The 22874-nt window shown below is 61.6% G+C and carries 16 protein-coding genes; 10 read left to right on the top strand and 6 right to left on the bottom strand.

Going from position 1 to position 22874, the window contains the following annotated elements; genetic code table 11:
- Nucleotide 1: 1 nt before the first annotated feature.
- From BLT26_RS00200 to BLT26_RS00190, 3 genes are all read right to left on the bottom strand, one after another.
- Nucleotides 2–1684: a thiamine pyrophosphate-binding protein gene (locus tag BLT26_RS00200; RefSeq protein ID WP_217631350.1), complete on the bottom strand. Its 1683-nt coding sequence runs from the start codon at nucleotides 1682–1684 to the stop codon at nucleotides 2–4.
- A gap of 265 nt (nucleotides 1685–1949) precedes the next feature.
- Nucleotides 1950–2612 carry an exonuclease domain-containing protein gene (locus BLT26_RS00195; protein WP_091506271.1) on the bottom strand — a complete coding sequence of 221 codons (663 nt, stop codon included), beginning with the start codon at nucleotides 2610–2612 and terminating at the stop codon, nucleotides 1950–1952.
- 3 nt (nucleotides 2613–2615) lie between these two features.
- Nucleotides 2616–4469, bottom strand: coding sequence for a putative nucleotidyltransferase substrate binding domain-containing protein (locus BLT26_RS00190; protein ID WP_091506269.1), 1854 nt, complete (start codon nucleotides 4467–4469; stop codon nucleotides 2616–2618).
- Between the two features lie 657 nt (nucleotides 4470–5126).
- On the opposite strand from BLT26_RS00190, the gene BLT26_RS00185 reads away from it, so the two are divergent.
- Nucleotides 5127–7673: a lipase-like domain-containing protein gene (locus BLT26_RS00185; RefSeq protein WP_091506265.1), complete on the top strand. Its 2547-nt coding sequence runs from the start codon at nucleotides 5127–5129 to the stop codon at nucleotides 7671–7673.
- A 311-nt stretch (nucleotides 7674–7984) separates the two neighbouring features.
- On the opposite strand, the gene BLT26_RS00180 is transcribed toward BLT26_RS00185, so the two are convergent.
- Together BLT26_RS00180 and BLT26_RS00175 are read right to left on the bottom strand one after the other, a co-directional pair.
- Nucleotides 7985–8374 carry a ribonucleotide reductase subunit alpha gene (locus tag BLT26_RS00180; protein WP_091506262.1) on the bottom strand — a complete coding sequence of 130 codons (390 nt, stop codon included), beginning with the start codon at nucleotides 8372–8374 and terminating at the stop codon, nucleotides 7985–7987.
- Between the two features lie 245 nt (nucleotides 8375–8619).
- Entirely contained in the window at nucleotides 8620–8856 is a 237-nt protein-coding gene (locus BLT26_RS00175; RefSeq protein ID WP_091506259.1) for a hypothetical protein, read from the bottom strand.
- Nucleotides 8857–9078: 222 nt separating this feature from the next.
- Between BLT26_RS00175 and BLT26_RS00170 the strand changes: the two genes are divergently transcribed.
- The 9 genes from BLT26_RS00170 to BLT26_RS00130 all read left to right on the top strand — a co-directional run bounded on the left by BLT26_RS00170 (nucleotide 9079) and on the right by BLT26_RS00130 (nucleotide 21484).
- The gene (locus BLT26_RS00170; RefSeq protein ID WP_091506257.1) at nucleotides 9079–9561 is read left to right on the top strand and encodes an Lrp/AsnC family transcriptional regulator; all 483 of its coding nucleotides are present in this window, start codon (nucleotides 9079–9081) and stop codon (nucleotides 9559–9561) included.
- A 57-nt stretch (nucleotides 9562–9618) separates the two neighbouring features.
- Nucleotides 9619–10803, top strand: coding sequence for a methionine gamma-lyase (gene megL, locus BLT26_RS00165; RefSeq protein WP_091506253.1), 1185 nt, complete (start codon nucleotides 9619–9621; stop codon nucleotides 10801–10803).
- A 116-nt stretch (nucleotides 10804–10919) separates the two neighbouring features.
- On the top strand, nucleotides 10920–13631 hold the full coding sequence (aceE, locus tag BLT26_RS00160; protein WP_091506250.1) for a pyruvate dehydrogenase (acetyl-transferring), homodimeric type: 2712 nt from the start codon (nucleotides 10920–10922) through the stop codon (nucleotides 13629–13631).
- 403 nt (nucleotides 13632–14034) lie between these two features.
- A complete protein-coding gene (locus BLT26_RS00155) occupies nucleotides 14035–14325 on the top strand; it encodes a hypothetical protein (protein WP_091506247.1) in 291 nt (96 codons plus the stop codon).
- Complete coding sequence (locus tag BLT26_RS00150; RefSeq protein WP_091506245.1) at nucleotides 14318–14929, top strand: hypothetical protein; 612 nt, start codon at nucleotides 14318–14320, stop codon at nucleotides 14927–14929. The genes BLT26_RS00155 and BLT26_RS00150 overlap by 8 nt, the downstream gene beginning before the upstream one ends.
- Before the next feature lie 48 nt (nucleotides 14930–14977).
- Nucleotides 14978–15409 carry a hypothetical protein gene (locus tag BLT26_RS00145; RefSeq protein ID WP_091506242.1) on the top strand — a complete coding sequence of 144 codons (432 nt, stop codon included), beginning with the start codon at nucleotides 14978–14980 and terminating at the stop codon, nucleotides 15407–15409.
- A gap of 21 nt (nucleotides 15410–15430) precedes the next feature.
- Entirely contained in the window at nucleotides 15431–16294 is an 864-nt protein-coding gene (locus BLT26_RS00140; protein WP_091506240.1) for a hypothetical protein, read from the top strand.
- Nucleotides 16295–16330: 36 nt separating this feature from the next.
- Entirely contained in the window at nucleotides 16331–16897 is a 567-nt protein-coding gene (locus BLT26_RS00135; protein ID WP_091506235.1) for a hypothetical protein, read from the top strand.
- Between the two features lie 75 nt (nucleotides 16898–16972).
- Nucleotides 16973–21484 (top strand): S8 family serine peptidase, encoded by a 4512-nt coding sequence (locus BLT26_RS00130; RefSeq protein ID WP_091506230.1) that lies wholly within the window; start codon nucleotides 16973–16975, stop codon nucleotides 21482–21484.
- On the opposite strand, the gene BLT26_RS00125 is transcribed toward BLT26_RS00130, so the two are convergent.
- Nucleotides 21481–22500 carry a sigma-54-dependent transcriptional regulator gene (locus tag BLT26_RS00125; protein WP_091506226.1) on the bottom strand — a complete coding sequence of 340 codons (1020 nt, stop codon included), beginning with the start codon at nucleotides 22498–22500 and terminating at the stop codon, nucleotides 21481–21483. The two genes, BLT26_RS00130 and BLT26_RS00125, sit on opposite strands and share 4 nt — an antisense overlap.
- Nucleotides 22501–22874: the final 374 nt, after the last annotated feature.

Here is a 22874-nt window from a genome sequence, read left to right as displayed (position 1 = left end):
ATCAGTTATTGCGTTGTAATTTCGACAGTGTCACTGATGGAGACAGTGCCTCCAGGGGCAGGCACAGCTCCAGCAGGGCAGGCCGGTTGGCCGCGCGTGCCGCCTCGAATGCCGGATAGAATTCTTCCGTGCACGTGATTTTGCTGCTGTGAAACCCGTAAGCGGTTGCCAGCGCCGTGAAGTCCGGGTTCACGAGGTCGGTCGCCATCACCCGGCCCGGGTAGTTCCGTTCCTGGTGCGTGCGGATGGTGCCGTAGCTGCCGTTGTTGATGACCAGGACAATAATATTGGCGCCATACTGCCGTGCGGTGGCGAGCTCCTGTACCGTCATTTGCAGGCAGCCGTCGCCGGCGAAACAGAGCACATCGCGGTCGGGGTGGCGGAGCTTGGCAGTGATCGCTGCAGGCAGCCCGTAGCCCATCGAACCGCTGATGGGTGCGAGCTGTGCCTGGTCGGCGCGATAGCGGAAGTATCGGTGCACCCAGATGGAATAGTTGCCGGCGCCATTACAGATAATGGCGTCCGCCGGTAAATGCTCGCGCAGGTAGTCGACGATTTCCCCGTACTGGAGGTCGCCGGGGATGGCGGCGGGTGTCGACCAGGCTTCATATTCCGCGCGCGCCTTCTCCAGCCTTGCGCGGCGTCCCTCCAATAGCCCGGGATTGACGGGGATATCGGCCAGCGCTTCGGCGAGCGGTTCTATTGCGCACGCCATGGCGACATCCGGTTGTCTTACGGTAACCAGCTCATCGGGGCCTGGGTGTACATGTACCAGTTTCTGCGCGCCGGGCTCCACCAGGATGGTGTAATTCTGGGTGACAATCTCGCTGAGCCGCGCGCCCATGACCAGCACCAGGTCTGCACCTTCGATATGCTGACGAAGTGACGGGTTGATACCCAGCCCGCAATCACCGATATAGGCCGGATGGGTGTTATCGAAGCGATCCTGGCAGCGAAATGCTGCCACCGCAGGCACGGCGTGCTTTTCGCAGAAAGCCTCGACCAGCGCGCGAGCCTCATCGCTCCAGCCGCTTTCCCCGCATAGCAGCAGCGGTCGCTCGCTCTGTTCAAGTAACCGCTGTAGCGCCGCCAGGTGCTGCGGAGTCGGGGCCGCTGCCGGCAGGGCGGAAGTTTTCTGATTCGGGTGAAACGCGCAGGATTCCCGCAGCATGTCTTCGGGCAGTGCGATTACGACCGGACCGGGACGACCGGACATGGCAACCGCGAAGGCGCGATCAACGTATTCTGCCAGGCGCGCCGGGGACTCGACCTGAGCGACCCACTTGGCTATCTGACCGAACATGCGACGGTAGTCAATTTCCTGGAAGGCCTCACGGTCCTGCTGGGTACGAGCCACCTGGCCAATAAACAGCACCATGGGAGTGGAGGCCTGGTAGGCGACATGAACCCCGGCACTCGCATTGGTTGCGCCCGGGCCACGGGTGACCAAGCATACTCCCGGCCTGTCGGCCAGGCGGCCATCGGCCTCCGCCATCATCGCGGCACCACCCTCCTGCCGGCAGGTGATCATCTGGATATCCGGAGCATCACAGAGCGCGTCGAGCACGGCGAGATAGCTCTCACCGGGAACGCCGAAAACACGGTCAACACCCTGCGCCTGCAGGCTCCTGACCAGGATCTGGCCGCCGCTCAGCATTTCCGGCGGCTGGTCGATTTGCGTCATAAACTGGCCCAACTTCTTATGCTTATTAATGTTGGATGCTCCCAATATAACGCATTGGGGAATGGAAAACAGGGGATTAGCCGAGCATGGAAAACTTAATGAATCTGGCAGGTTATTTGGCTGGGAGTGGTGCGGTCTGGCGAGATTTTGCTTTGAGGGGTGGCGCAAGGTCAGGTAATCATGTGTTTAAGGATGTGCCGGTTTTGAGTTCCAGGTCGACTCTGCGCGCTTTTTGAGTTTTATATATGTTGGCCGCTTTTCCTGCTTATTGCTCGGAGCATTCCCGGTATCCGCCGGCATTCATGGCCAGCCACAATTCTGCTGTGGCAATCGCATCCCCCAACGCGTCATGCGCGGCCACATCGGGTAACCCGTAGCGGCGCCGGCACTGGAACAGGCGCAGGGCGCCAGCAGGCATGCCCTCCTGTTGCCGAATCAGCCGGCGGGATTCCAGCTGCATGGTGTCCTCGAAGGGCACCGGCAGAGGTGCGCCCCAGAGGGAGCGGCAGGCGCGGTTGAGAAAACCCATGTCCAGCTGTGCGTTGTGGAATATCAGTACGCTGCCATCGATTGCCTCCAGCAGGCGGGCGAGCACGATGGGTAGTGGTTCCCCCTGCTGCAGTTCGCTGTCGGTCAGCTGGTGATAGATGGCACTCTGCCCCACATCTTTTTCCAGCCGCACCCTGTAGTGGCGTGCAGTCTCCAGCAGGATGCAACCCTGCTCGATGGCCACCCAGCCGATGCTGGCAATCTCGTCCCTCTCCGGTGAGAGACCGGTGGTCTCCAGGTCCACCGCCACGTAGCGAGTATTCACGGCATCGCCTGCCGGCAACGGTGCGGTGAGCGCCCGGCGCAGGGCGGGGTGACGGGCGCGACCGCGCCACCATCGCCGCTTCAAACCCAGCCACAGGAGCGCGGGCCAGTCCATGGCTCAGAGACCCTGCCGGAAGTGGCTGCGCATGGCTTCCTGGGCGTCGTGCACCACGGTGAAGGCGTCCTTCAGGTGCTTGCGCTCCAGGTCGGGCAGCTCGTCCGGGTTCAGGTAATTGCTGGCATGATGGCCGGCGGTGACCTGGCGGCACTGGTTTTCCACGCGTATCTGCTGGATGGTGTCGTAGGCGTCCTGCAGGTTGCGGCCGTCCCCGATAGTGAGGATGCGCGCGTCCACCAGCTGCTGCAGGCGCTCGCGCGTATTCACCGCGGGCAGGCCGTGGGCCAGGGCGTGGATGCGGGCCAGGTCGACAATGGGCAGCACGCCGCGCTTCTTGACATCGAACTCGTCGCGGTGCTCGCCATTACGCTCTACCAGGAAGCGTCGGAATATCCCCAGTGGCGGCGTCTGTTCCAGCACATTGGCAGCCAGGGCCGCCTGGAAAATGGTGTCCCGCCGCGTGCGCGCCAGCATATGCTGCTGGAGCTGGTCGCACAGGTGTGCATCGCCGTAGATGCTGCGCAGGTCGAAGAAGATCGACACGCGCATCACCGCCTCCGGCGTGGGGGCATGGGTCCAGTCGTCCACGGTGCGGCGCCATTCGCCCAGCGGCTGGCGCCAGCGTTCGGTGGTGGCCATCACCTTGCCGTTGCAGTAGGGGTAGCCGCAGGCATTCAGGCCGTCGCACACAAAGGTGGCCAGCCGGTGAAACCAGTCCATGTCGTTTGTGGTGGCGCGGTTGTCGATCAGCAGGCCATTGTCCTGGTCGGCGCCAATCAGCTGCTCGCCGCGTCCCTGGGAGCCGAATCCCAGCCAGCAGAAGGGCACCGGTGCCGGTCCCAGCTTCTCGGTCGCCAGCTCAATCAGGCGGCAGGTAGCAGCGTCACTGATGGCGGTGAGTACGCGGCTCAGTTGGTGGGCGCGCATGCCACCGCGTACCGCCTGCACCATCAGTGAAGGCAGTGAGGCAGTGATGGCCGCGAGGCTCTCCGTGTCCTGCTGGCGGGAGAGGTGCTGGACCAGGTATACCGGGTCATTTTCGCGTGCCAGCATCAGGTCCGAGGACGTGATGATGCCCACCACCCTGCCACCTTCCTGTACCGGCAGGTGGTGGATGCCCTCGCGGGTCATCGCCAGCACGGCGTCGAACACGCTGGCATCCAGCTCGATGCGCTTCGGGTCGCGAGTCATGATGTCGCGGATGGGGGTATGCACCGGCAGGCCCCTTGCGAGCGCCCGGCTGCGCAGGTCGCGGTCGGTGACAATGCCCAGCAGCTGCTCGCCGTCCTTCACCAGCAGCGACGAGACCCGCCGCTCGCTCATCGCCCGGGCCGCCTCTTGCAGGTGGGTCTGTGGCGGCAGCGCCAGCGGGTCGCGGGTCACGAGGTTTGCCAGGGGCTCAGTGAGCAGGTTGGTGTCCGGGCGATAGCGGGCGGCGCGCCGCAGGCGGCGATTGCGCTGGCTGTGGAAATGACGGTCGAAATCACGGAACTGCGCTCGCAGCGCCTCGTAGGCGGGGCGGGGCAACTGGTAGAGCAGGGTGTCCTCGATGGTTTCGGCCACCACGCCCTCGGACCCCAAATCGAGTCCGTGGATATTGAAGCTCTCGCCCTCGCCGAGCCGGTCCAGCAGCTGCCGGTCTTCGCTGCGGATCTCCACCGCCCCGCTGCGTACGATGCGCAGGGCGTAGGCGGCCGAGCTGGCGCGGATCTGCTCGCCCTTGCGTAGATAGGTAATCTGGATCCGTCGCGCCGTGTCCCGCCGCGTGTCTTCCGGCAGCTCGCCGAAGGGCAGGCAGTCGCGCAGGAAGGATGCCACCGACTGGATTTCCGGCAGCCTCGGGTCTGCATTCATGGGCATGGCCCCTTATTCTCTCTTTATGGGGCCATGCTACGCGATCGGGCCTTTGGGGGCGATTAGACTTTGGTGAAAGCCATGTGTCGCCGGGTGTAAGCCGGCCGGATGCTCCCGGAGCCCCTCTACGTGATTTGCCTTAATCCGCTGGGCCAGTTCTTCTGTTAAATCACCGGAGATGATTGGTCCGGGGCAGGGTCTTCATGTTTTTCTTCAGCAGCTTCTCTGGTTGATTTTGAGGACAGTTTCTTCAAATTTGTAGACGTGAATATACAGCGTGGTGATGGGACTGGTAAGTCAGTATGCCATTGGGTTTTGTGCGCTGCTTCTCAGGGGACGTACAGTCACTTTTTTGCTGTTTACAGTGTTTCATTTTCGTGACTAGAATCCTCTCGCCAGCCTTGATAAGTAGTCCCCAATGGCTGTGATGTCAGTAACAATATATTTTAAAAATAATAAAATTTATTCACATAAGAACAGCGACAACACGCCAAGTCATCGTCAATCCCCGGCAATCAGCCGCGTGTCCAAAAGTATCGTAATGTCGTAGTCTGCTTTCGGATAAGGTGGCCTGCCTCCAAAGGAATGGAGTTCTCCCTTTAATTGATTGTTGACGTGTTGCCAAATCAAGTTCGCAGAGAGAATGAGGTTCGGCGCATGATGAAGAGACTCACCCCCGTTTATCTCGGGGTAATTTCGCTATTCGTACTGCAGCTACCCATGGCTGCTCACGCTTCCAATCTTCCTGCCGACAGGTATACGTTGAAGCTTGCCCACAGCGGCAAATGCGTCAGCGTGCCGGGCGGCAGCACATCCAGTAACGTCCAGCTGGAGCAGGCCAGCTGCGCCGGCTCCGCCGTCCAGGACTTCGATGTCAGCCCGGCTGGCGATGGCTTTTACAAGCTCGTCAATGTAAACAGCGGCAAGGCCATGCGGGTGCAGGGTGGCTCCAAGTCTGACGGCGCGGCGGTGGTCCAGTACAGCTGGTACGATTACGGTTCCCAGCACTTCCTGCCACAGAAGAATGGCAGCGGCTATATCCTGCGCAACAGGAACTCGGGCAAGTGCGTCGAGCTCTCGGGTGGTTCCCAGGGCGACGGCGCGCGTCTGGTGCAGATGCAATGCACCGGCTCGCCCGAACAGACCTTTGCCATCGACCCGGCCATCGACGGCGAGCGCACCCTGGCGCCCGGCCGCTACTCGGCCCGGGCAGTGCACTCGGGTCTCTGCCTCGACGTTCCCTTTTCCAGCACATCGAACGGCAAGCAGCTGCAGCAGTGGAGCTGCAACGGTACCGCCGCGCAGCAATTTGACTTCGTCTACGCCGGCGCCGGTCGGTACGAGATCATCAATGTCAACAGCGGCAAATGCGTCGATATTTACCGGGGCTATACCAGCAATGGAACCGATGTCCAGCAGTACAGCTGCAACCAGGGTAGCAACCAGCGTTTCCTGGTTGAAGGCACCGGGGACGGGGAGTTCTTAATAAAATCGGCCCTGTCGGGCAACAAGCCGATCGATGTCTCCGGAGTTTCCATGGACGACGGGGCCGGGATCCACCTCTGGGACGAGCACGGCGGTGACAACCAGAAGTGGGTGCTGGAGCCGGTGGTCTATGAGGCCGCGGTGCTGGACGGTATCTACAACATTGTCGCCACCCACAGCGGCAAGTGCCTGGATGTGCCGGGATCGAGCACCTCCACCGGCACCCAGTTGCAGCAGTACTCCTGTAATGGCACCAGTGCGCAGACGTTCGAGGTGATCCACCAGGCTGACGGTTACTACAAGATCCAGAATACCAACAGCGGCCTGTCGCTGTCGGTGCGGGATTTTGCCAACGGCGACGGTGTGGCAATCGAGCAGGGTGAGGGATATGGCAGTGACAACCAGCTGTTCCGCTTCGTGCCCTACGGATCAGGCTATGTGATACGGCCGAAGTCCAGCTACCAGTGCCTGGACGTGAACAACAGCCTGTTCAGCTCCGGCTACCAGGACCTGGAGCAGTACACCTGCAACTACGACGACAACCAGGTGTTTGAGCTGCAGGCTTTATCAACCCCCGCCAGTTATGCTGCCGCCCAGGCCGCCAACAATGAAACTGTCGTCCTGCTGCACGGCTTCGCCGGCTGGGGCCGCAACGAGATGTTCGGCTTCAAGTACTGGGGCGGCGGCTGGAAAGGCAAGAAGGACCTGCAGGAGTACCTGAAATCCCAGGGCCACGACACCGTCACCCTGGCGGTCGGGCCTCTCAGCTCCAACTGGGACCGCGCGGTTGAGGCCTACTACCAGCTGAAGGGCGGCTGTGTGAACTACGGCGCAACCCATGCTTCCACCCACGGGCACGCGCAATATGGCCGCTGCTTCGAGGCCCTGGTGCCAGACTGGGATGCATCCAACAAGATTCACATCATTGCCCACAGCCAGGGTGGCCAGACCGCGCGGGTGCTGCTCAAGCTGCTGCGCGATGGTTCGCCAGAGGAGAACTACGAGGCCGGTTCAGTCTTCGAGGGCGGCAGGAACTGGGTGCGCAGCATCACCACGGTTTCCACGCCCCACAACGGCACCACGCTGACCGAGTTCTTCAACCCGCTGGATATCACCGAGCAACTGGTAACCTCCATCTACCGGGCAGCAGGCCTCGCCAGCGGCGAGAACGTGGTCTATGACCTGAAACTCGACCAGTGGGCACTGACCCGCCAGGCCGGTGAGAGCTGGAATGACTACTTCCGGCGCGTCAAGGACCACCGGCTGTGGGACGAATCAGTGGATACGTCACTCTATGACCTGAGTGCGGAGGGTGCGCCCTACATCTACGGTGGTTCCATCACCTACCCGGACGTTTACTACTTCTCGTATTCGAACCAGTCCACCTTCAAGGGACTGTTTACCAACAGGCACTACCCCATTGCCTCCACCTTCCTGCCGTTCATGCCGCAGTCCCTGTTCATGGGGCAGTACAAGAACAGCAACCTGGGGGTGGATGCCAGCTGGTTTGCCAACGACAGTGTGGTGAACACCACCAGCATGGTGGCGCCCACGGGGGCTCCCACCCAGGACTACGGCGGCTTCCCCATCCCCGGTGTCTGGCAGCATATGGGCAAGAAGTCCGGCTGGGACCACGTAGACGTAACCGGGATGTTTACGCTGAAGGACATCAACCCCATGTACCTCAACCACGTGGAGATCCTGAAGTCCCTGAATTGACCTGACCCGTTTCACAGGATGGGATAACGGGAGAGGGCCCCGGCAGTAGGGGATCTCGACAAGGCCAGCTCGCATGTCGGGCTGGCCTTTTTTGATCGTGGCTCCCGGCCGGGCCGGCTCACCGGATCCGCTTCCGCCGCGCTCCGGCCCACCGCGCCCCACCTAACAACCGAAAATCCCGCCGCCGGGCGAGGTCGGCCGCCAAGTGGTGGACGGCGGTCGCCAGGCCTGTCTGACTGAATGCGGAGCCGATGACTGCACCCGCCGGCTTGCACAAGCCGGCGCGCAGAGGTGAGACGGACTGCGCGCGGTTAGCGCGGCATCATTTCAATCTGGTTTTCTTCCCGGTCCAGAATCAGGTAACGGGAGAGATCCTGCCCCTGCATCAGGTCATTCGCCATCTTGTTCAACAGCGGTTCGGCCTCCTCGGTGGTCGGCGCCTGGCCGTCTTCTCCGTTCAGGCCGGCGATCAGGATCATGTTCCAGCTTCTGTCGATCCCATCGGCTTCGGCGACGAAGTCGGCAAAGCTGTTGAGCTCCTCCGGCAGCTTGTCCACACACATCACCGGTGTGATTTCTCCCTTGGCGGTGGACTTCTTCGGGTTGTTGCTGCGCTCTGCCTTTGCCAGCAGGAACAGTAGCCGCTGGGGCTGGGACTGGTTCTGGGCGGCATTGACTAGGTTCTGGAAGTTGGATTGCATGGGTTTTCCCGGTTGAGGCGCCTGCGGCGGCGGCCGCGTCCTACCTGAAATCGTTCTAATGCTAGCCAGGTTTCCGGCCGGCTGGTAATGAGGACAGCCGTCGAGGGGAGGGTGCTGGATCACTATCCCTCCGGAAACCAGCGTAGTACAGCGGCGTCTGTCACTGCAGGCGCATAATTTACCAGTTTGTTATTTAACTGCCATACCCCGGAATTCCAGGTCCTCGCCATAGGGGGTAGCTTTGTTTATGCGCGCTTTTGGGTAACGATAAAAATCGACCCCTTCCGCGGCTGCCATTCGAGTTCGACGTTAAAGCTGGCATTGATCAACGTCGCTACAAATTTCTGCCTGCCGAAGCGATTTACATAAGGTGCGAGGTTCACAAGCTGCATAACGGGAATCAACCATCTCCAGTGGAAGCTGATTTCCTCAGTCTCGGTCAGGATCGGGATGATCTGCTTCTCAGTAAATCGTTTCTTCATGTCCATCTTCCTCATTGATGAGGAACATTAGTAGAGGCTCGATGGACTAGAAAGTGGGGGGCAGGTCGGCCCTGGAAGAATCCTGATCTCGCCTAACATTCGGCAAGCCTGCCCAATCCAAAACGGAATATTCTTCGTTATCCCTAGCGAAAGTGCCTTGCGTCTTAATAATATTCGGAATAACCTTCGGTTTGCCTAATCTTAATCTGCAAAGGCCATCAAATGGTAACCTCTGTTTCGTCGCTGGACCGTACGGATATCGCCATCCTGCGGGTCCTCCAGGCCGAGGGCCGGATCAGCAATGTGGAGCTGTCCGACCGGGTGCACCTGTCGCCGCCGGCCACGCTGGCCCGGGTCAGGCGGCTGGAGCAGGAGGGCTATATCAGCGGCTACGCGGCGATGCTCAACCGGGAGAAGCTGGGGCACGACAACCTGGCCCTGATCGAGATCGCCCTGGAGCTGCACCAGCACGAGCGGATCGCCGAGGTGCTCGACCGCCTGGTGGCCATGCCCGAGGTACTGGAGTGCTACCACGTGACCGGTGAATACGACTACATGATCAAGGTCAGCACCGTGAACAACCGCGCGCTCGATCATTTCATCGCGGCGCGCCTGATACCGCTGCCGGGCATCGCCCGGATCCATACCAGCATCGTGTTGAAGGCACTCAAGCAGACAACAGAGCTGGATTTGCCGGAACCCTAGGGCGGGGCACTTATACACATGTGTCCCGCCAGCAGTAAAACGATAAGAGAGGCACACATGTGGGAATCCAAGAATATCGAGACCAATGCCATCCACGGCGGCAAGAAGTCGCAGGGTGAGCACGGGCCGCTGTCCACTCCCATCTACCAGACTTCCACCTTCGTCTTCGACGACGTACAGCAGGGCGCCGACCGCTTCGCCGGCGAGGCCAGCGGGCACATCTACTCCCGCCTGGGCAACCCCACCGTGGAGGAGCTGGAGAACCGCATGGCCATCCTCGAGGGCACCGAGGCGGCCGCCGCCTTCGGCTCCGGCATGGGCGCGGTGTCCGCGGCGATCTTCGCGCTGTTGAAGACCGGCGATCACCTGGTTACTTCCCACCGCCTGTACGGCTGCACCTACGCACTGTTCAACCACCAGCTGCCGGCGCTCGGTATCGAGGTCAGCTTCGTGGACCTGGCCGACCCGCAGGCAGTACGCGACGCCATCAAGCCGAACACCAAGGTCATCTACGGCGAGACCCCGATCAATCCGTGCATGACGGTGATGGACCTGGATGCCCTGGCCGGTATTGCCAGGGAGCGCGACATCGTCACGGTGATCGACAACACCTTCATGTCGCCGATCCTGCAGCGCCCCGCTGAGCACGGCATCGACCTGGTGCTGCACTCGGCTACCAAGTACCTGAACGGGCACGGCGACGTGGTAGCGGGAATCCTCTGCGGGCCGGCGGAAATGATCGGCCAGATCAAGATGACCACCCGCAAGGACATGGGCGCGGTGATGAGCCCGCACGATGCCTGGCTGGTGATCCGCGGCCTCAAGACGCTACACCTGCGCATGCAGCGCCATGGCGAGAACGGCCAGGTGGTGGCCGAATACCTGGAGAAGCACCCGGCGGTCGAGAAGGTCTACTACCCGGGCCTGCCGGACCACCCCGGTTACAAGCTGCTGGGCAAGCAGATGAGCGGTGCCGGTGGCGTGATGGCGTTTGAGCTCAAGCAGGGCTTCGAGCAGGCGGTGGCCTTCATCAACGGCCTGCAGATGTGCAAGCGTGCGGTCAGCCTCGGCGACGCCGAGACCCTGATCCAGCACCCGGCTTCCATGACCCACTCCACTTATGAGCCCGAGGAGCTGGCGGCGGCGGGTATCTCCCGCACCCTCATCCGCCTGGCGGTGGGGCTCGAGAACGCCGAGGACATCGTAGCCGACCTGGAGCAGGCGCTGGCCGGTATCGGCTGATAGCGGGCACTGGATTTACGGTGTACGAGTGATGACAGCCCGCCCGGTTCCGGGCCGGGCTGTCTTTCCCTCTGGAGAATGGACCGGAGCTGAAAACGGGGTAGGGCGAGGTGAACATGCAAGTGGATCCGCAGGAGTGTGTCGGGGAACAGGACCCGGAACTGCAGGAGTGGCGGGAGGCGCTGGACGATATCCTGCGCCACCAGGGCGCCGGCCGCGCCCGGGAAATCCTGCGCGAACTGCAGGAGCGCCTGGTGCACCGCGGCGTGCCACTGGACGAGGCGCCGCTGAACACCCCCTACCGCAACACCATCCCCCTGGCGGCGCAGCCCGCCTATCCCGGGGACCTGGAGCTGGAGCGCCGGGCGGAGGACATTATCCGCTGGAATGCCATCGCCATGGTGCTGCAGGCGGCCGACAGCGGCACCGGGGTCGGTGGCCATATCGCCACCTACGCCTCTGCCGCCACCTTGCTCGAGGTGGGGTTCAACCATTTCTTCCGCTGCCGCAGTGAACACTATGGGGGTGACCAGCTCAACGTGCAGGCCCACGCCGCGCCGGGCATTTACGCCCGTGCCTTCCTGGAGGGGCGTCTCACCGAGCAGCAACTGAAAAATTTCCGCCGCCAGCTGCAGCCGGGCGGCGGCCTCTCGTCCTACCCGCACCCGCGGCAAATGCCGGATTTCTGGCAGGCGCCCACCGCGTCCATGGGTCTCTCCACCCCGTCGGCCATCTACCAGGCGCGCTTCGCCAAGTACCTGGAGGCGCGCGGTCTCAAGCCCGCCAATGGCGGCAAGGTGTGGAACTTCATCGGTGACGGCGAGGCGGACGAGCCGGAAGTGCTGGGCACTATCAACATTGCCGCGCGGGAAAACCTCGACAACCTGGTGCTGGTGGTGAACTGCAACCTGCAGCGCCTGGACGGGCCGGTACGGGGCAACGGCAAGATCATCCAGGAACTCGAGCGCAGTTTCCGCGGCGCCGACTGGCAGGTGATCAAGGTGGTGTGGGGCAGCGGCTGGGACACGTTACTGCAGAACGACCACCGCGGCGTGTTGCAGAAGCGCATGGATGAGACCCTGGACGGCGACTACCAGCTCTATTCCACCCGGCCGGGCGGCGCCCAGCGCGAGCACTGGGTGGAAAACTCCCCCGAGCTGCGCGCACTGATGAGCAGCCTGACCGACGACGAGGTGCGCGAGATCAAGCGCGGTGGCCAGGATCCGAAAAAAATCCACGCCGCCTTTGCCCGCGCGGCCGAGAGCAGTGGGCGGCCCACGGTGATCCTGGTGAAAACCGTCAAGGGTGACGGCCTGGGTGAGACGGCCCAGGGCAAGAATACCGCGCACCAGCAGAAACAGTTTTCCCGCGACGACCGGATCGCCATCGGCCGCCGGCTGGGTATCCCCCTGGATGACGAGGCGCTGGCCGGGGCCACTTTCTACTGCCCGCCACAAGACTCTGAAGAAATGTGCTACCTGCGCGAGCGGCGGCGCGCCCTCGGCGGGCCCATGCCCTCGCGGCGTGTGGACTGTGTGGAACTGGCGGCGCCGGAGCGAAAACTGTTTGCCGAGTTCTATCGCGGCAGCGGCGAGCGCGCCATCTCCACCACTATGGCGGTGGTGCGCATGATGGCCAAGCTGATCAAGGACAGGAATGTCGGCAAATATATAGTTCCCATCGTGCCGGACGAGGCGCGCACCTTCGGCATGGAAGCGCTGTTCCGCGAGGCCGGTATCTACGCTCCCGGCGGGCAGAAATACCTGCCGGTGGACGCCGACAGCCTGCTGCCGTACCGCGAGGCGGCGGACGGCCAGATATTGCAGGAGGGCATCTGCGAGGCCGGTGCCATGGCCTCCTTCCTGGCCGCCGGCACCGCCTATGCCAACCACGGTGTGCCCACGATCCCGCTATATATCTTCTACAGCATGTTCGGCTTCCAGCGGGTGGGAGATCTCATCTGGGCCGCGGCCGACAGCATGTGCCGCGGCTTCCTGCTCGGCGGCACCGCCGGGCGCACAACGTTAAACGGCGAGGGCCTGCAGCACCAGGACGGCCATTCCCATATCCTCGCGTCCACAGTGCCCAACCTGCGCAGCTACGATCCGGCCTTTGCCTACGAGCTGGCGATCATCCTGCGCGAGGGCATCGAGGAAATGTACGGGCGCGGCGAGCAGGTGTTCTATTACCTGACCGTCTACAACGAGAACTATCCCATGCCCGCGCTGCCGGACGACGCGTATGAGCGGGTGGAAGAGGGCGTGGTGAAGGGGATCTACCTCTTCCGCGAATCCAGGCAGGACGATGACAATGCGCCGCGGCTGCAGCTGTTCGGCAGCGGCAGCATCATGCAGCAGGTACTGGCCGCGCAGGACCTGCTGGCAGAACGGGGCGTGCGCGCCGACGTGTGGAGTGTCACCAGCTATACCGAACTCGCCCGCGATGCCGAGCAGGTAGAGCGCCACAATCGCCTGCAGCCGAGTGAAAAACGGCAATCGTATCTGCAGCAGGTACTGCAGGGCGCGGACGGCCCGGTTGTCGCCTGCACCGATTACATGTGCGCGCTGCCCGCCAGCATCGCGCGCTGGTTGCCCGGCCACTATGTGACGCTCGGCACTGACGGTTTCGGCCTGAGTGAGTCGCGGCCCGACCTGCGCCGCCACTTCGGGGTGGACGCGGCCAGTATTGCCTACGCGGCGCTGGCGGCTCTGTGCGAGACGGGCGAACTAAGCACTGGTGCGCTCCGGTCGCACGGCGCGGAGTTGGGCGTGATTTCGGAGCCGCCCGGTAGTGAAAAGGTTAGCCGTGCGGTTGCGGAACTCGCCTGAGGCGCCGCGACCGCGGGCCGGGATTCAGCCTGGTCTCCGTACTGGTTAACATTTCCTTCAGGGTTTCCTGAACCTGTCTCTCCAATGGGACGCCGGGGCCTGTTACCTCAAATCGGGAGCCCCCCAGGGCGTTCCGCATTTTCCTTTTCCTTCTCCTTGTCTCCCGACTGCCCATGCGCATTCAGCGTGGGCTTGATCTCTCCTGTCGCGCAAAAGGTCGCCAATCCCGACCGGGGCGATTTCGCCCCACCTGGGCGAAAAGGCCCCGGCAATGCCTCCAGTTTATTGGGGCTATTCCACCCCACCAATCCCGCTGATTTCGAAATTATCCAGCGAATTCAACCCGTTACAGAACTGGCATTGGACTTGCCTTAACAGGAGGGGAAATCGCAAGGGAATTGCCATGGCCTGGCCGTACCAAGTCGACACCGAGTCGCTCAAGACCGAAATCCTGGGCTACCTGGAAAAGCATCCCGAGGCCCAGGACACGCTGGACGGGGTGCTGCAGTGGTGGCTGGTGCGCAACCGGGTCATGGCGGGCCTGAACGGACTACAGGCGGCACTGGCACAGCTGGAATCAGAGGGTGAGGTTGCCAGGGTTACCGGAAACGACGGCCAGCAGTGGTATCGCGCCGCCAGGCGGTCGAAGGTCGAGCCGGAAGGAAACTGTACTAGGGAGACGGGGCATGAGTGACTACGCAGATTACGAGCAATCAGAGGAAGCAGTCTGGGAAACCATCGAAGACGGGGAGTTCTTCGATGAAGCTGACGGGGCTCCGTGGGAGTGGATCGAAGAGCAGGGCGGTAGCGATATTTTTGCGCCCGCCGCGGCTTTGCCGGCAGTGGGCCAGGGCCAGGGCCAGGGCCAGGGCCAGGGCCAGGACGTGGGGCGCGCTGTGTCAGCGGTGATCCAGATGATTCCCTCCCTGGTCCGCGCCATCGCGAGCGAGGAAATCAGCAGTCCTGAAGACACAGAGGACTGGCTCTATCGCCGCTATTCCGGCCAGCAGGATGGTGAGGCCTGGGGGGCGATTATCGGCGCTATTGCCTCGGCGATTCCAGCGATCATCCCGGTAGTGCGCAATATCGTGAACTCCGCCCGCAACCGCAGCAGCAATTCACAGCGAAACCAGTCCGGGCCAAGCCGCGCGCAACCCAGGACCCGCCGTGTCTGCCGTTGTCGCAACGTGCCGGTGCGTGAGGGCGAGTCGGAATGGGCCGAGACAGAATACTACGAAGAATTCGCGGCAAGTGGACCCGAGGACGAGTTCGAGGGTGAGCCCATTTACCTGCCCTGACCGCCAGTCATTGCCAGTCTAGAGCAAGTATGAGAACCGGAAATCTTTATGAACGAACAGATGCTTAACCTGCTGCAACAGCAATTTTCCAGCCGCCCGGAGTTACAGGGTAATCCCCAGTTATCGGCAATGATGCAGGCACTGATCGAGCGACGCAGTGATCCGGCTCCGGCTGTAGTGGAAGACCGCCGGCTGGAACAGCTTGAAAAAAGCCGGGCAAGGTGGAAGCAGTATGCCAAGGGGCTGGCAGAGACCGTGCGTTTCTTCGGCGACATGCTGGGCGCCTGCTCCCTTTGCTGGGGCGAGGATAGCGAATGCCCGCACTGCCAGGGGGAAGGAACCATCGGCAGCCGTGCGGGGGATATAGAGAGGCTCTTGCCCCTGATCGAACCCGTGCTGGCCCAGGCGGGGCTGGCTGTGTGCCCAGCCCCACAGGGGCGGGCACAGACTAGCAGCGATGATGTTACAGACGTTGATTAACCACACCAGGAGATGACGACCATGCAGAAGGAAGAACTGCCGGAAAACATGTATGAGGAAGACGCGCTCGAATCCGAGTTCGCAGTCGCTGAAGCCGACTACGACGATGAGGCGCTGTTCGTCGAAGAAGATGGCTTTGACGATGATGAAATCGAGGACGTCTACGATGACGAAAGCATCGACGGCGAAAGCTATGCCGAAGATGACTATGACGATGAAGCCGAATTCCTGCATATGCTGCTCCCCCCACTGATTGGCAAGGCCATGGGCGGTGCAGCCAAGAGCATAGGCCGGGCGATTTCACCGCGCCGCTTCGGGGGACGGAAATTCCGGCCCTATCGGCCCATTCGCGTGTCCGGTGGTGTGCGTGGCGGTACTGTGCGCACACCGCGGGGCTCGGCCCGCGTACGCCTGCCTGCTTCCGTGGTGCCGATGGCAACATTCAAAAGGGCCACCAGTGCCATTAACGGTCGCATCAATAGCCTGAACCATCGGGTGAATCGCACCCAGCAGGACTTGAAGAATGCCGACAAGAAGGCCACCCAGGCTGCCACACTGGCTGCGACTAACAGCCAGGCTATTTCCAAGCTCACCAAGACCACGCGCTCGCAACTCCGGCGCTGGTCGCAGCTGCAAAACCGCAGGATCAGCCAGCTGAAGAAAGAGCAGGAGTCCCAGTCCACCACCAACATGTTGATGAACATGATGCAGTACAACAACATGCAGTCGCAGCTGGCGAATCACACCCACGATTCAGTTGGTGCCCCCGCCAACGTCGAGGAGCAGAACAATATGATGATGTTCCTCCCGCTGATGATGCAGGACGGCAAGGACGATGACGGCATGATGATGGCAATGATGTTCATGATGATGAATCAGAACTGATCATTTCCATATAACTGAATAACCCTGGAGCAAGCTATGAAAAGCAACCAATGGGCCATGATGCTGGCGGCAATGTCGCCGAAGGAAAACCAGACTGAGGTGATGAATGCGGCCATCACTTCCAGTCTCAGCATGAACCAGAAGAATCGCACGATATTCTCTGTAACCCAGGCGAACATGCAGGCCACCCAGCACCGCCGTGCAGTGGAAAGTGCAGAGAAAGTCATCGGCACAGAGGTCCTGGATGCGGTGCACGAGGTCCGTACCGGTACCGTTGACTTCAGTTGCGAGGATTTCAAGACCCGCTACGCCAATATCGACCGCCTCGGGCTGACCGACCGGCTGAAGAAGGTAGCGTTGGGTGAGGAAGTCAGCGGCCTGATCTTCGACGGCTACGGCAGCCCGTCCTCCGCGCCCGATGCAGAGATCGCGGCCCGGCTGGTACAGGGGCTGACATTGTTGGCCAAGAAGGGCAAGCCGGAGCTTACCCAGAAGGAGAGCCAGGCCCATCCGGTGCTGGCCCAGTTGCTGGACGATGCGCAGTTCAAGGCTGCTGTCCGTGACCTGGTCAAGGTGGCTGCGGCCACACCTGAAACGACCTGAGGTTGTTTGGCTGGGGGCGCCCGGTCGCCGGGCCGGCGCCTCCTTCACGCTGGTCATTCTGGCTGGATAACCCCCATGGATCGAAATAGAGATGGCAGCCAATCGAGGCCCCTCCGGGAGATACAATTTGATCCCCGGCTCAAGGAGCTGCTTGTTCGCAACGGCGCCAGCCCCGATGGCGAGGCAATCGCAGGCGAGGCCGCGGAGGCAGAGGTTGCTGTGGTCGTGCGCCTGCACGATGCCGTAGTCCCGGTAGAAGGCCTGAGAACGATTGCGCGTATGGGGAACATCCACACGGGCCGTATCAGGCTCAAGGATATTGTCAGGGTGCGACAGCATCCCAACGTGGCCAGCCTCAAAGCCACCAGCCTGTTCAGTGGTGATCTCCAGGAAAGCACCGGCGAGATCGGCATAGGACACCAGTTTGCCCGCCACGATCGCTACACCGGCAAGGGTGTAATCGTAGGTGTGATTGACTGGGGTGTGGATTTTGCGCACCGGGCTTTCCTCGATGAAAAGGGCAAGACGCGACTGTTGGGTATCTGGGACCAACGCGGCCCAGAGTCCGCAAGTAGCCCACATCCATATGGTTACGGGCGCTTTATCGACCGTGATGAGATCGATCGGGCGCTTATGAGCAGGGACCCTTACCGTGCCCTCGACTACGATCCCGCGCGGATTGATCCGGCGGGAATAGGGACCCACGGCACCCACGTCCTGTCGATTGCGGCCGGTCGTGCGTGGCGCGAGGGTGTTCCCTCCGGGGTGGCGCCGGAGGCAGAGCTCTTATTTGTTCATCTGCGCAGTGATGACACCCGGCCAGAGGATTCCCTCGGTGATTCCGTACGGGTGTTGGAAGCGGTCCACTTTATTTTCCAGCATGCCGGCGACCGACCCGTGGTTATCAATATGAGCCTGGGGCGAACCGGCGACGCGAAAGACGGCACTTCCCCGGTTGAGCAGGCATTGGATGCGATAGTGCGGGAGCGGCGCAATCGCGCTATCAGCATGAGTACCGGTAACTATTTTTCCGCGCGCCTGCACGCTTCCGGTGTCGCACGTGAAGGCAGGCTGCACGCATTGCGCTGGCAGGTTCCGGCGGTGGCGCGGCGCTCGCCGGCAGAACTGGAGATCTGGTATGCCGGCGAGCAGGCGCTGGACCTGAAGCTGGAAAGGCCCGACGGCGAGGCCATTTTTACATTGCCATTGGGGGAGAACCGGATAATCCGTGCCGGGCGGACAAAGGATTCAGAACTTTACGTCACTGCCTACCACCGTCGTCGCGACCCGAATAACGGCGATAACCAGGTGAACATATTTATCCACCCCTCGGCGCCCTCCGGCCAGTGGCGTTTACAGCTGCGCAGTGCGAGCGGGACAAGTTTCCCGGTCCACGCGTGGATAGAGCGTACCTCTGCCCGGGAGCAAAGCCGCTTTTACCCCGCTGATGCAGACCCGAACATGACTATTGGCACCATCTGTTGCGGGCGTAATACGCTTGCTACGGCGGCGTATCGACCCGGCAGGGGCGGGCCCCGGCGTATTGCCAGTTTCAGTAGCGCCGGGCCGACGCGTGACCAGCGCATGGTGCCGATCCTGACTGCTCCGGGTGACCGGATCAGGGCGGCCAGGTCCAGTAGCGTGGACGCCCTCGGCTTCCGCCATCGTGACGCCTATACGGTGAAAAGCGGGACCTCGATGGCCGCTCCGCATACCGCGGGCACAGTGGCACTGATGCTGCAGGCCGCCAGGCGGCCGCTGACGATCGATGAAATCCGCGAGGCGCTGGTGGTAACTGCCGGAGCGCCAGAGGAGTTATTGCCCCACCTGCGCTACGGGGCCGGCCTGCTCGATGCCCGGGCGGCGATCGCCTATGTGGAGCAGGAATATAACGTGGAAGAGGAACATAACGCCGTCCATCGGGGGCATTCGGAGGCGGGCAGGAATATTGCTTATCAGGAGGATACGGATATGTATACGGAAGGGGAAGGCGACGCTCTGCCGGAGAGCCTGCAAGACGATATCGGCGAATTTATCGAGGGGCCGGGCGGTGAGATCCTGGACGCAGGATTTGGGGAACATGTCGAGTCACACCTGCTTGCGGAGGATCGTCCGACCCGCAGCCGGCAGGCAGAAATCAGCTTTACCAACCTGCAGACCGTCACGGGTTCCGATGGCCGGCCCCACGTGTATGTGTTAACTACCGGCGACTCCCAGCGTCAGCAGGTGACGTTCCGCCTGCGCATTCGCAACAAGAACCGCGTATACAATATGGAACAAGCCCAGCTGAAACTGCGTTTCAGCACCATGCGAGCGGGCCGGATCTGGCACACGATACCGCTCGCGGGGCAGGGGGCAGGCAGTGACTACCTGGTGGTGGATACCGAATCCATTACCGACGAGAGCAGTGTCACCAAGAGCATCCAGATTGCCGCAAGCCGGCTGCGGCAGGCTTATGATTCCGAGTACCCACTGGCGCGACTCGAGGTCGAGTTCCATTGGCGCGAGGGGCTGAGTGGCAGTTATTACTATAACCGCAATGCGGTCAGCTTTTACCTGGTCAACCCGGTGGAATTCATGTTCCGGACCGGGGAGCAGCAGCGAAACCTGTATACCGACTCGCGCAATCACCGAAAATACTGGTTGCCGGTGTGGACCAAGACCTTCAGCGATACAGACCGAAGTGCGGTGCAGGTCCAGAGCTCTATCAGCACCTCGGTTTCCCGCAGCAGTAGTTTCGGTATCGAATACAGTTACCGCGCCGCTGAGGCGAATGAGCGCAGCGATACCGTCGCCGCAGGCACGGAACAGACCAGCGGGGGCTCACTCAGTTTTGGTGTTGATGATATCGTGGAGCTCGGTGTGTCTTCCGAGAGTAGTTATTCCACCAGTACCTCCAGGACAATATCGCGATCCTTCACTCGCGAAGTGGCGATGAGCCTACAGCGCAGCGACACTTTTACCGAGGCCCTGAATACCACCAAGCAGGTTACGATGAGTGTGGACCCGGCACCCGCGGGCCAGCGTCGCACCCTCTATGTCTATCCGGTATTCCAGCGCCGGAGAGTCGACCTGGTGCAGTTCACGGGAGTCAATGGCGATGGAATGGCTACCGGAAGACGGGTGACACGGCGCTTCCCTGTGTTGATATTCGACCAGTGGGGGAGCTTTTCGAGGTTGAGCACTGCCTCCCCGGCTGGAGAAGACCTGGATGCACCCTGGCAGGAGCAGCTTCCCGCAGCTCTCCCGCCCTCCCATGAAGATGCGGCAGAACCAGGGCAGGCGCTGCTGGAGCACGTCGACACCGCAGAGTTCTGGCCGGATTCCGGCCAGTGGGCCGAGGCCGGGGCCAACCGCAAGTTGCGGGCCGAGGAAGTAAAATACCTGGTGCTGGAAGGTGGCGGCGGCAAGGGGCTGGTCTACCTGGGTGCGGTGCGCGCGCTGGAGTCAATCCGCACCAGCTCGGGCCACCCCATTTACCATATCGAGAACGGGCGCCTGCGCAATATTCGCGGCGTTGCCGGGGCTTCCGCGGGCGCGATTACCGCGCTGGCCATGTCCCTGGGCATGACCTCTGCCGAGCTTGAGCGGATATCCGATCCGAGGTACAAGGACTTCGAGGAATTTTTTGACTTGCCCGCCTCTCCGCGCAATGTGCCGGCGCTGGGGCGCAACTGTGTCAATGGCAGCTCGAGTTCAGTGCTGAACGACTACCTGTTCAACCCGCTCCAGTCGATCCTGCGCGAGGGCCTGGAAGCCATTATTCCCGACGTCCTCGAGGGTCGCTTGAATCCATCTAGCATATCGCGGCAACTGGTCGGCCAGCTGCGCTCTGGTCTGCACAGCCGTGCAGTGCGTGGTATTCAGCATGGAGACGGACTGCGCGATAAGCTGCTCTCGCCGGCCATGATCTACTACGCGCAAAATCTCTGGGAGGACCTGGGGCTCTTCAGTGGCTGTGCGGCGCGCGCCTTCTTCGACCAGCTGATCCGGCAGCGCGGTGGCACCGCCAACATGAACTTCGCTGACCACCAGCGCCGCTTCGGGGTGAAACTGGTGCTCACCGGCAGCAACCTGGAGACCGGGCGTACCATGATGTTCTCGGCCGACTACACGCCCCAGATGCCGGTGGCAGACGCGGTGAGGATCTCAATGGGCCTGCCCGGGCTTTTCAAGCCGGTGCGGATCAGCCGCCGCCAGGCCGCGGCGATCGTGCTCGGAGCCAGGCACCGGCCCCGGATCAGCAACGCCTATGAGGGGCTGTATGTGGACGGCGGGCTCTGGAACAACCTGCCCATGCCGGTATTCGCTGCGGACGAGGGGAGTACGCCTGCAACCCTGGGGCTGGCTCTCGGCAATACCGCCGGGCAGCGGCAGAGTATCCGGGACCTGGGCGATTTCCTGGGGGCGGTCATCGGCCAGTATATGGGGGATGACGCGCTGGCAAATAAATACCCCAGTTACCGCCAGCAGGTGGTGGCGCTGAATTCCGGTTCCATCGGCACCGCCGACTTCAGCCCCGACCCGGCCACGCTGCGCCGGCTACAGGCGGAGGCGCGAAACCTGGTGACCGGCTACTTCCACTAGCATTTGTAATGGGCTGGCTGCAGGCCGTGTTTTTTCAGCAGCCTGCCAAAGCAGCGGCGTTCCTTGCCAGCCATGCGGGCGGCGCGGCTGATATTGCCGCGGCAGATCTTCAGTACCTTGCTGAGGTAGCTTCTTTCGAAGTTGTGCACCGCCTGCTGCTTGGCAACCTGGAACTCGGTCATCGCCACCGGCCCGTTAATAGGCTTTTCCGGCGCCTGAGTCGTTGCGTTCGGAAAGATCACGCTGCCAGTCGTCTTCAGGTATCGCCGGTGCAGCCAGCTATTCAGCTGGCGGATGTTTCCCGGCCAGAGCTGGTCGCGGCTCCACTCAATGGCCGTTGGGGAGAGCTCCTTGTGCCGGCCGTAGAGCTCGTTGAGTTGCTGCAGGTGGCGCTCGAGGAGGATGGGTATGTCTTCACTGCGCTCGCGCAGGGTGGGGAGGGTGATCTTGAGTACGTTCAGTCGGTACATAAGATCGCCCCGAAAGCACCCGTCCTCGCTCAGGGCCTCAAGGGATTGATTGCTGGCGGCCAGGAGGCGCACCTTCGCCGTCCGTGTTTCCCGTCCCCCAACGGCACGGTACTGCTGGTCCTGCAGGAAGCGAAGGAGGGACGACTGTGCTTTCTGGCCCAGGCTGTTGACCTCATCCAGAAAGAGAGTGCCGCGGCCGGCTTGTTCCACATAGCCCGGATGGCGGCTCCTGGCATCGGTGAACGCGCCTTTCTCGCTGCCGAAAAACTCCTTCTCGAACAGGGAGTCCACCAGCCCGCCGCAATTTATCGGGAGGAATGGCTGGTCGTTATTATTGCTCAGGTAGTGCAGGGCCCTGGCTACTACCTCCTTGCCTGTACCAGTTTCTCCCTCGAGTAATATTGGTGCCCTGGCACTGGCGTAATGGATGATTTCCTGCCGCAAGGTGTTCACGGCGCCGGAAGTGCCGACCAGGCCCATACCTACCAGCGTAGCGTGATGGAATGAACCGCAGAGGGGTCCGCTGTGAGTCAAACCCTGTTCCATAAGGTCTACTCCAGTATTTACTGAATCAAATCAGGTTGATAGCACAGGGACTTTCAATCCTTCCTGGATGAAAGAAAATTTTCGTATATGTGCTGCGAAGCAGTGCCTGTCGGGATACCGGCGCTGATACCCGCCCGGTTGCCAGATGACTACAGAAACTGGGGCAGAATGATCACTATTAAAATTAATTCTGCTGAGGGGTGGCGCTGCTGCGCAGGAGTTTATAAGCGCGGGGCGAAGGAAGTAAGCCGTTGTAAGCTTCTGTAATGTCGTTAGGTAGATCCAGGCGTCGGGAAAAGTAAATTAAGAGACAGGTGCCACAAATTATACGAGGGAGGGGCGGTCAGCCATCGCGGGACCGCCAGCGAAAGCTT

The sequence above is a fragment of the Microbulbifer yueqingensis genome (assembly GCF_900100355.1).
GTDB classification, from domain to species: domain Bacteria; phylum Pseudomonadota; class Gammaproteobacteria; order Pseudomonadales; family Cellvibrionaceae; genus Microbulbifer; species Microbulbifer yueqingensis.
The sequence above is the reverse complement of the archived record's forward strand: the minus strand, read 5'-3'. Positions and strand labels throughout refer to the sequence as shown.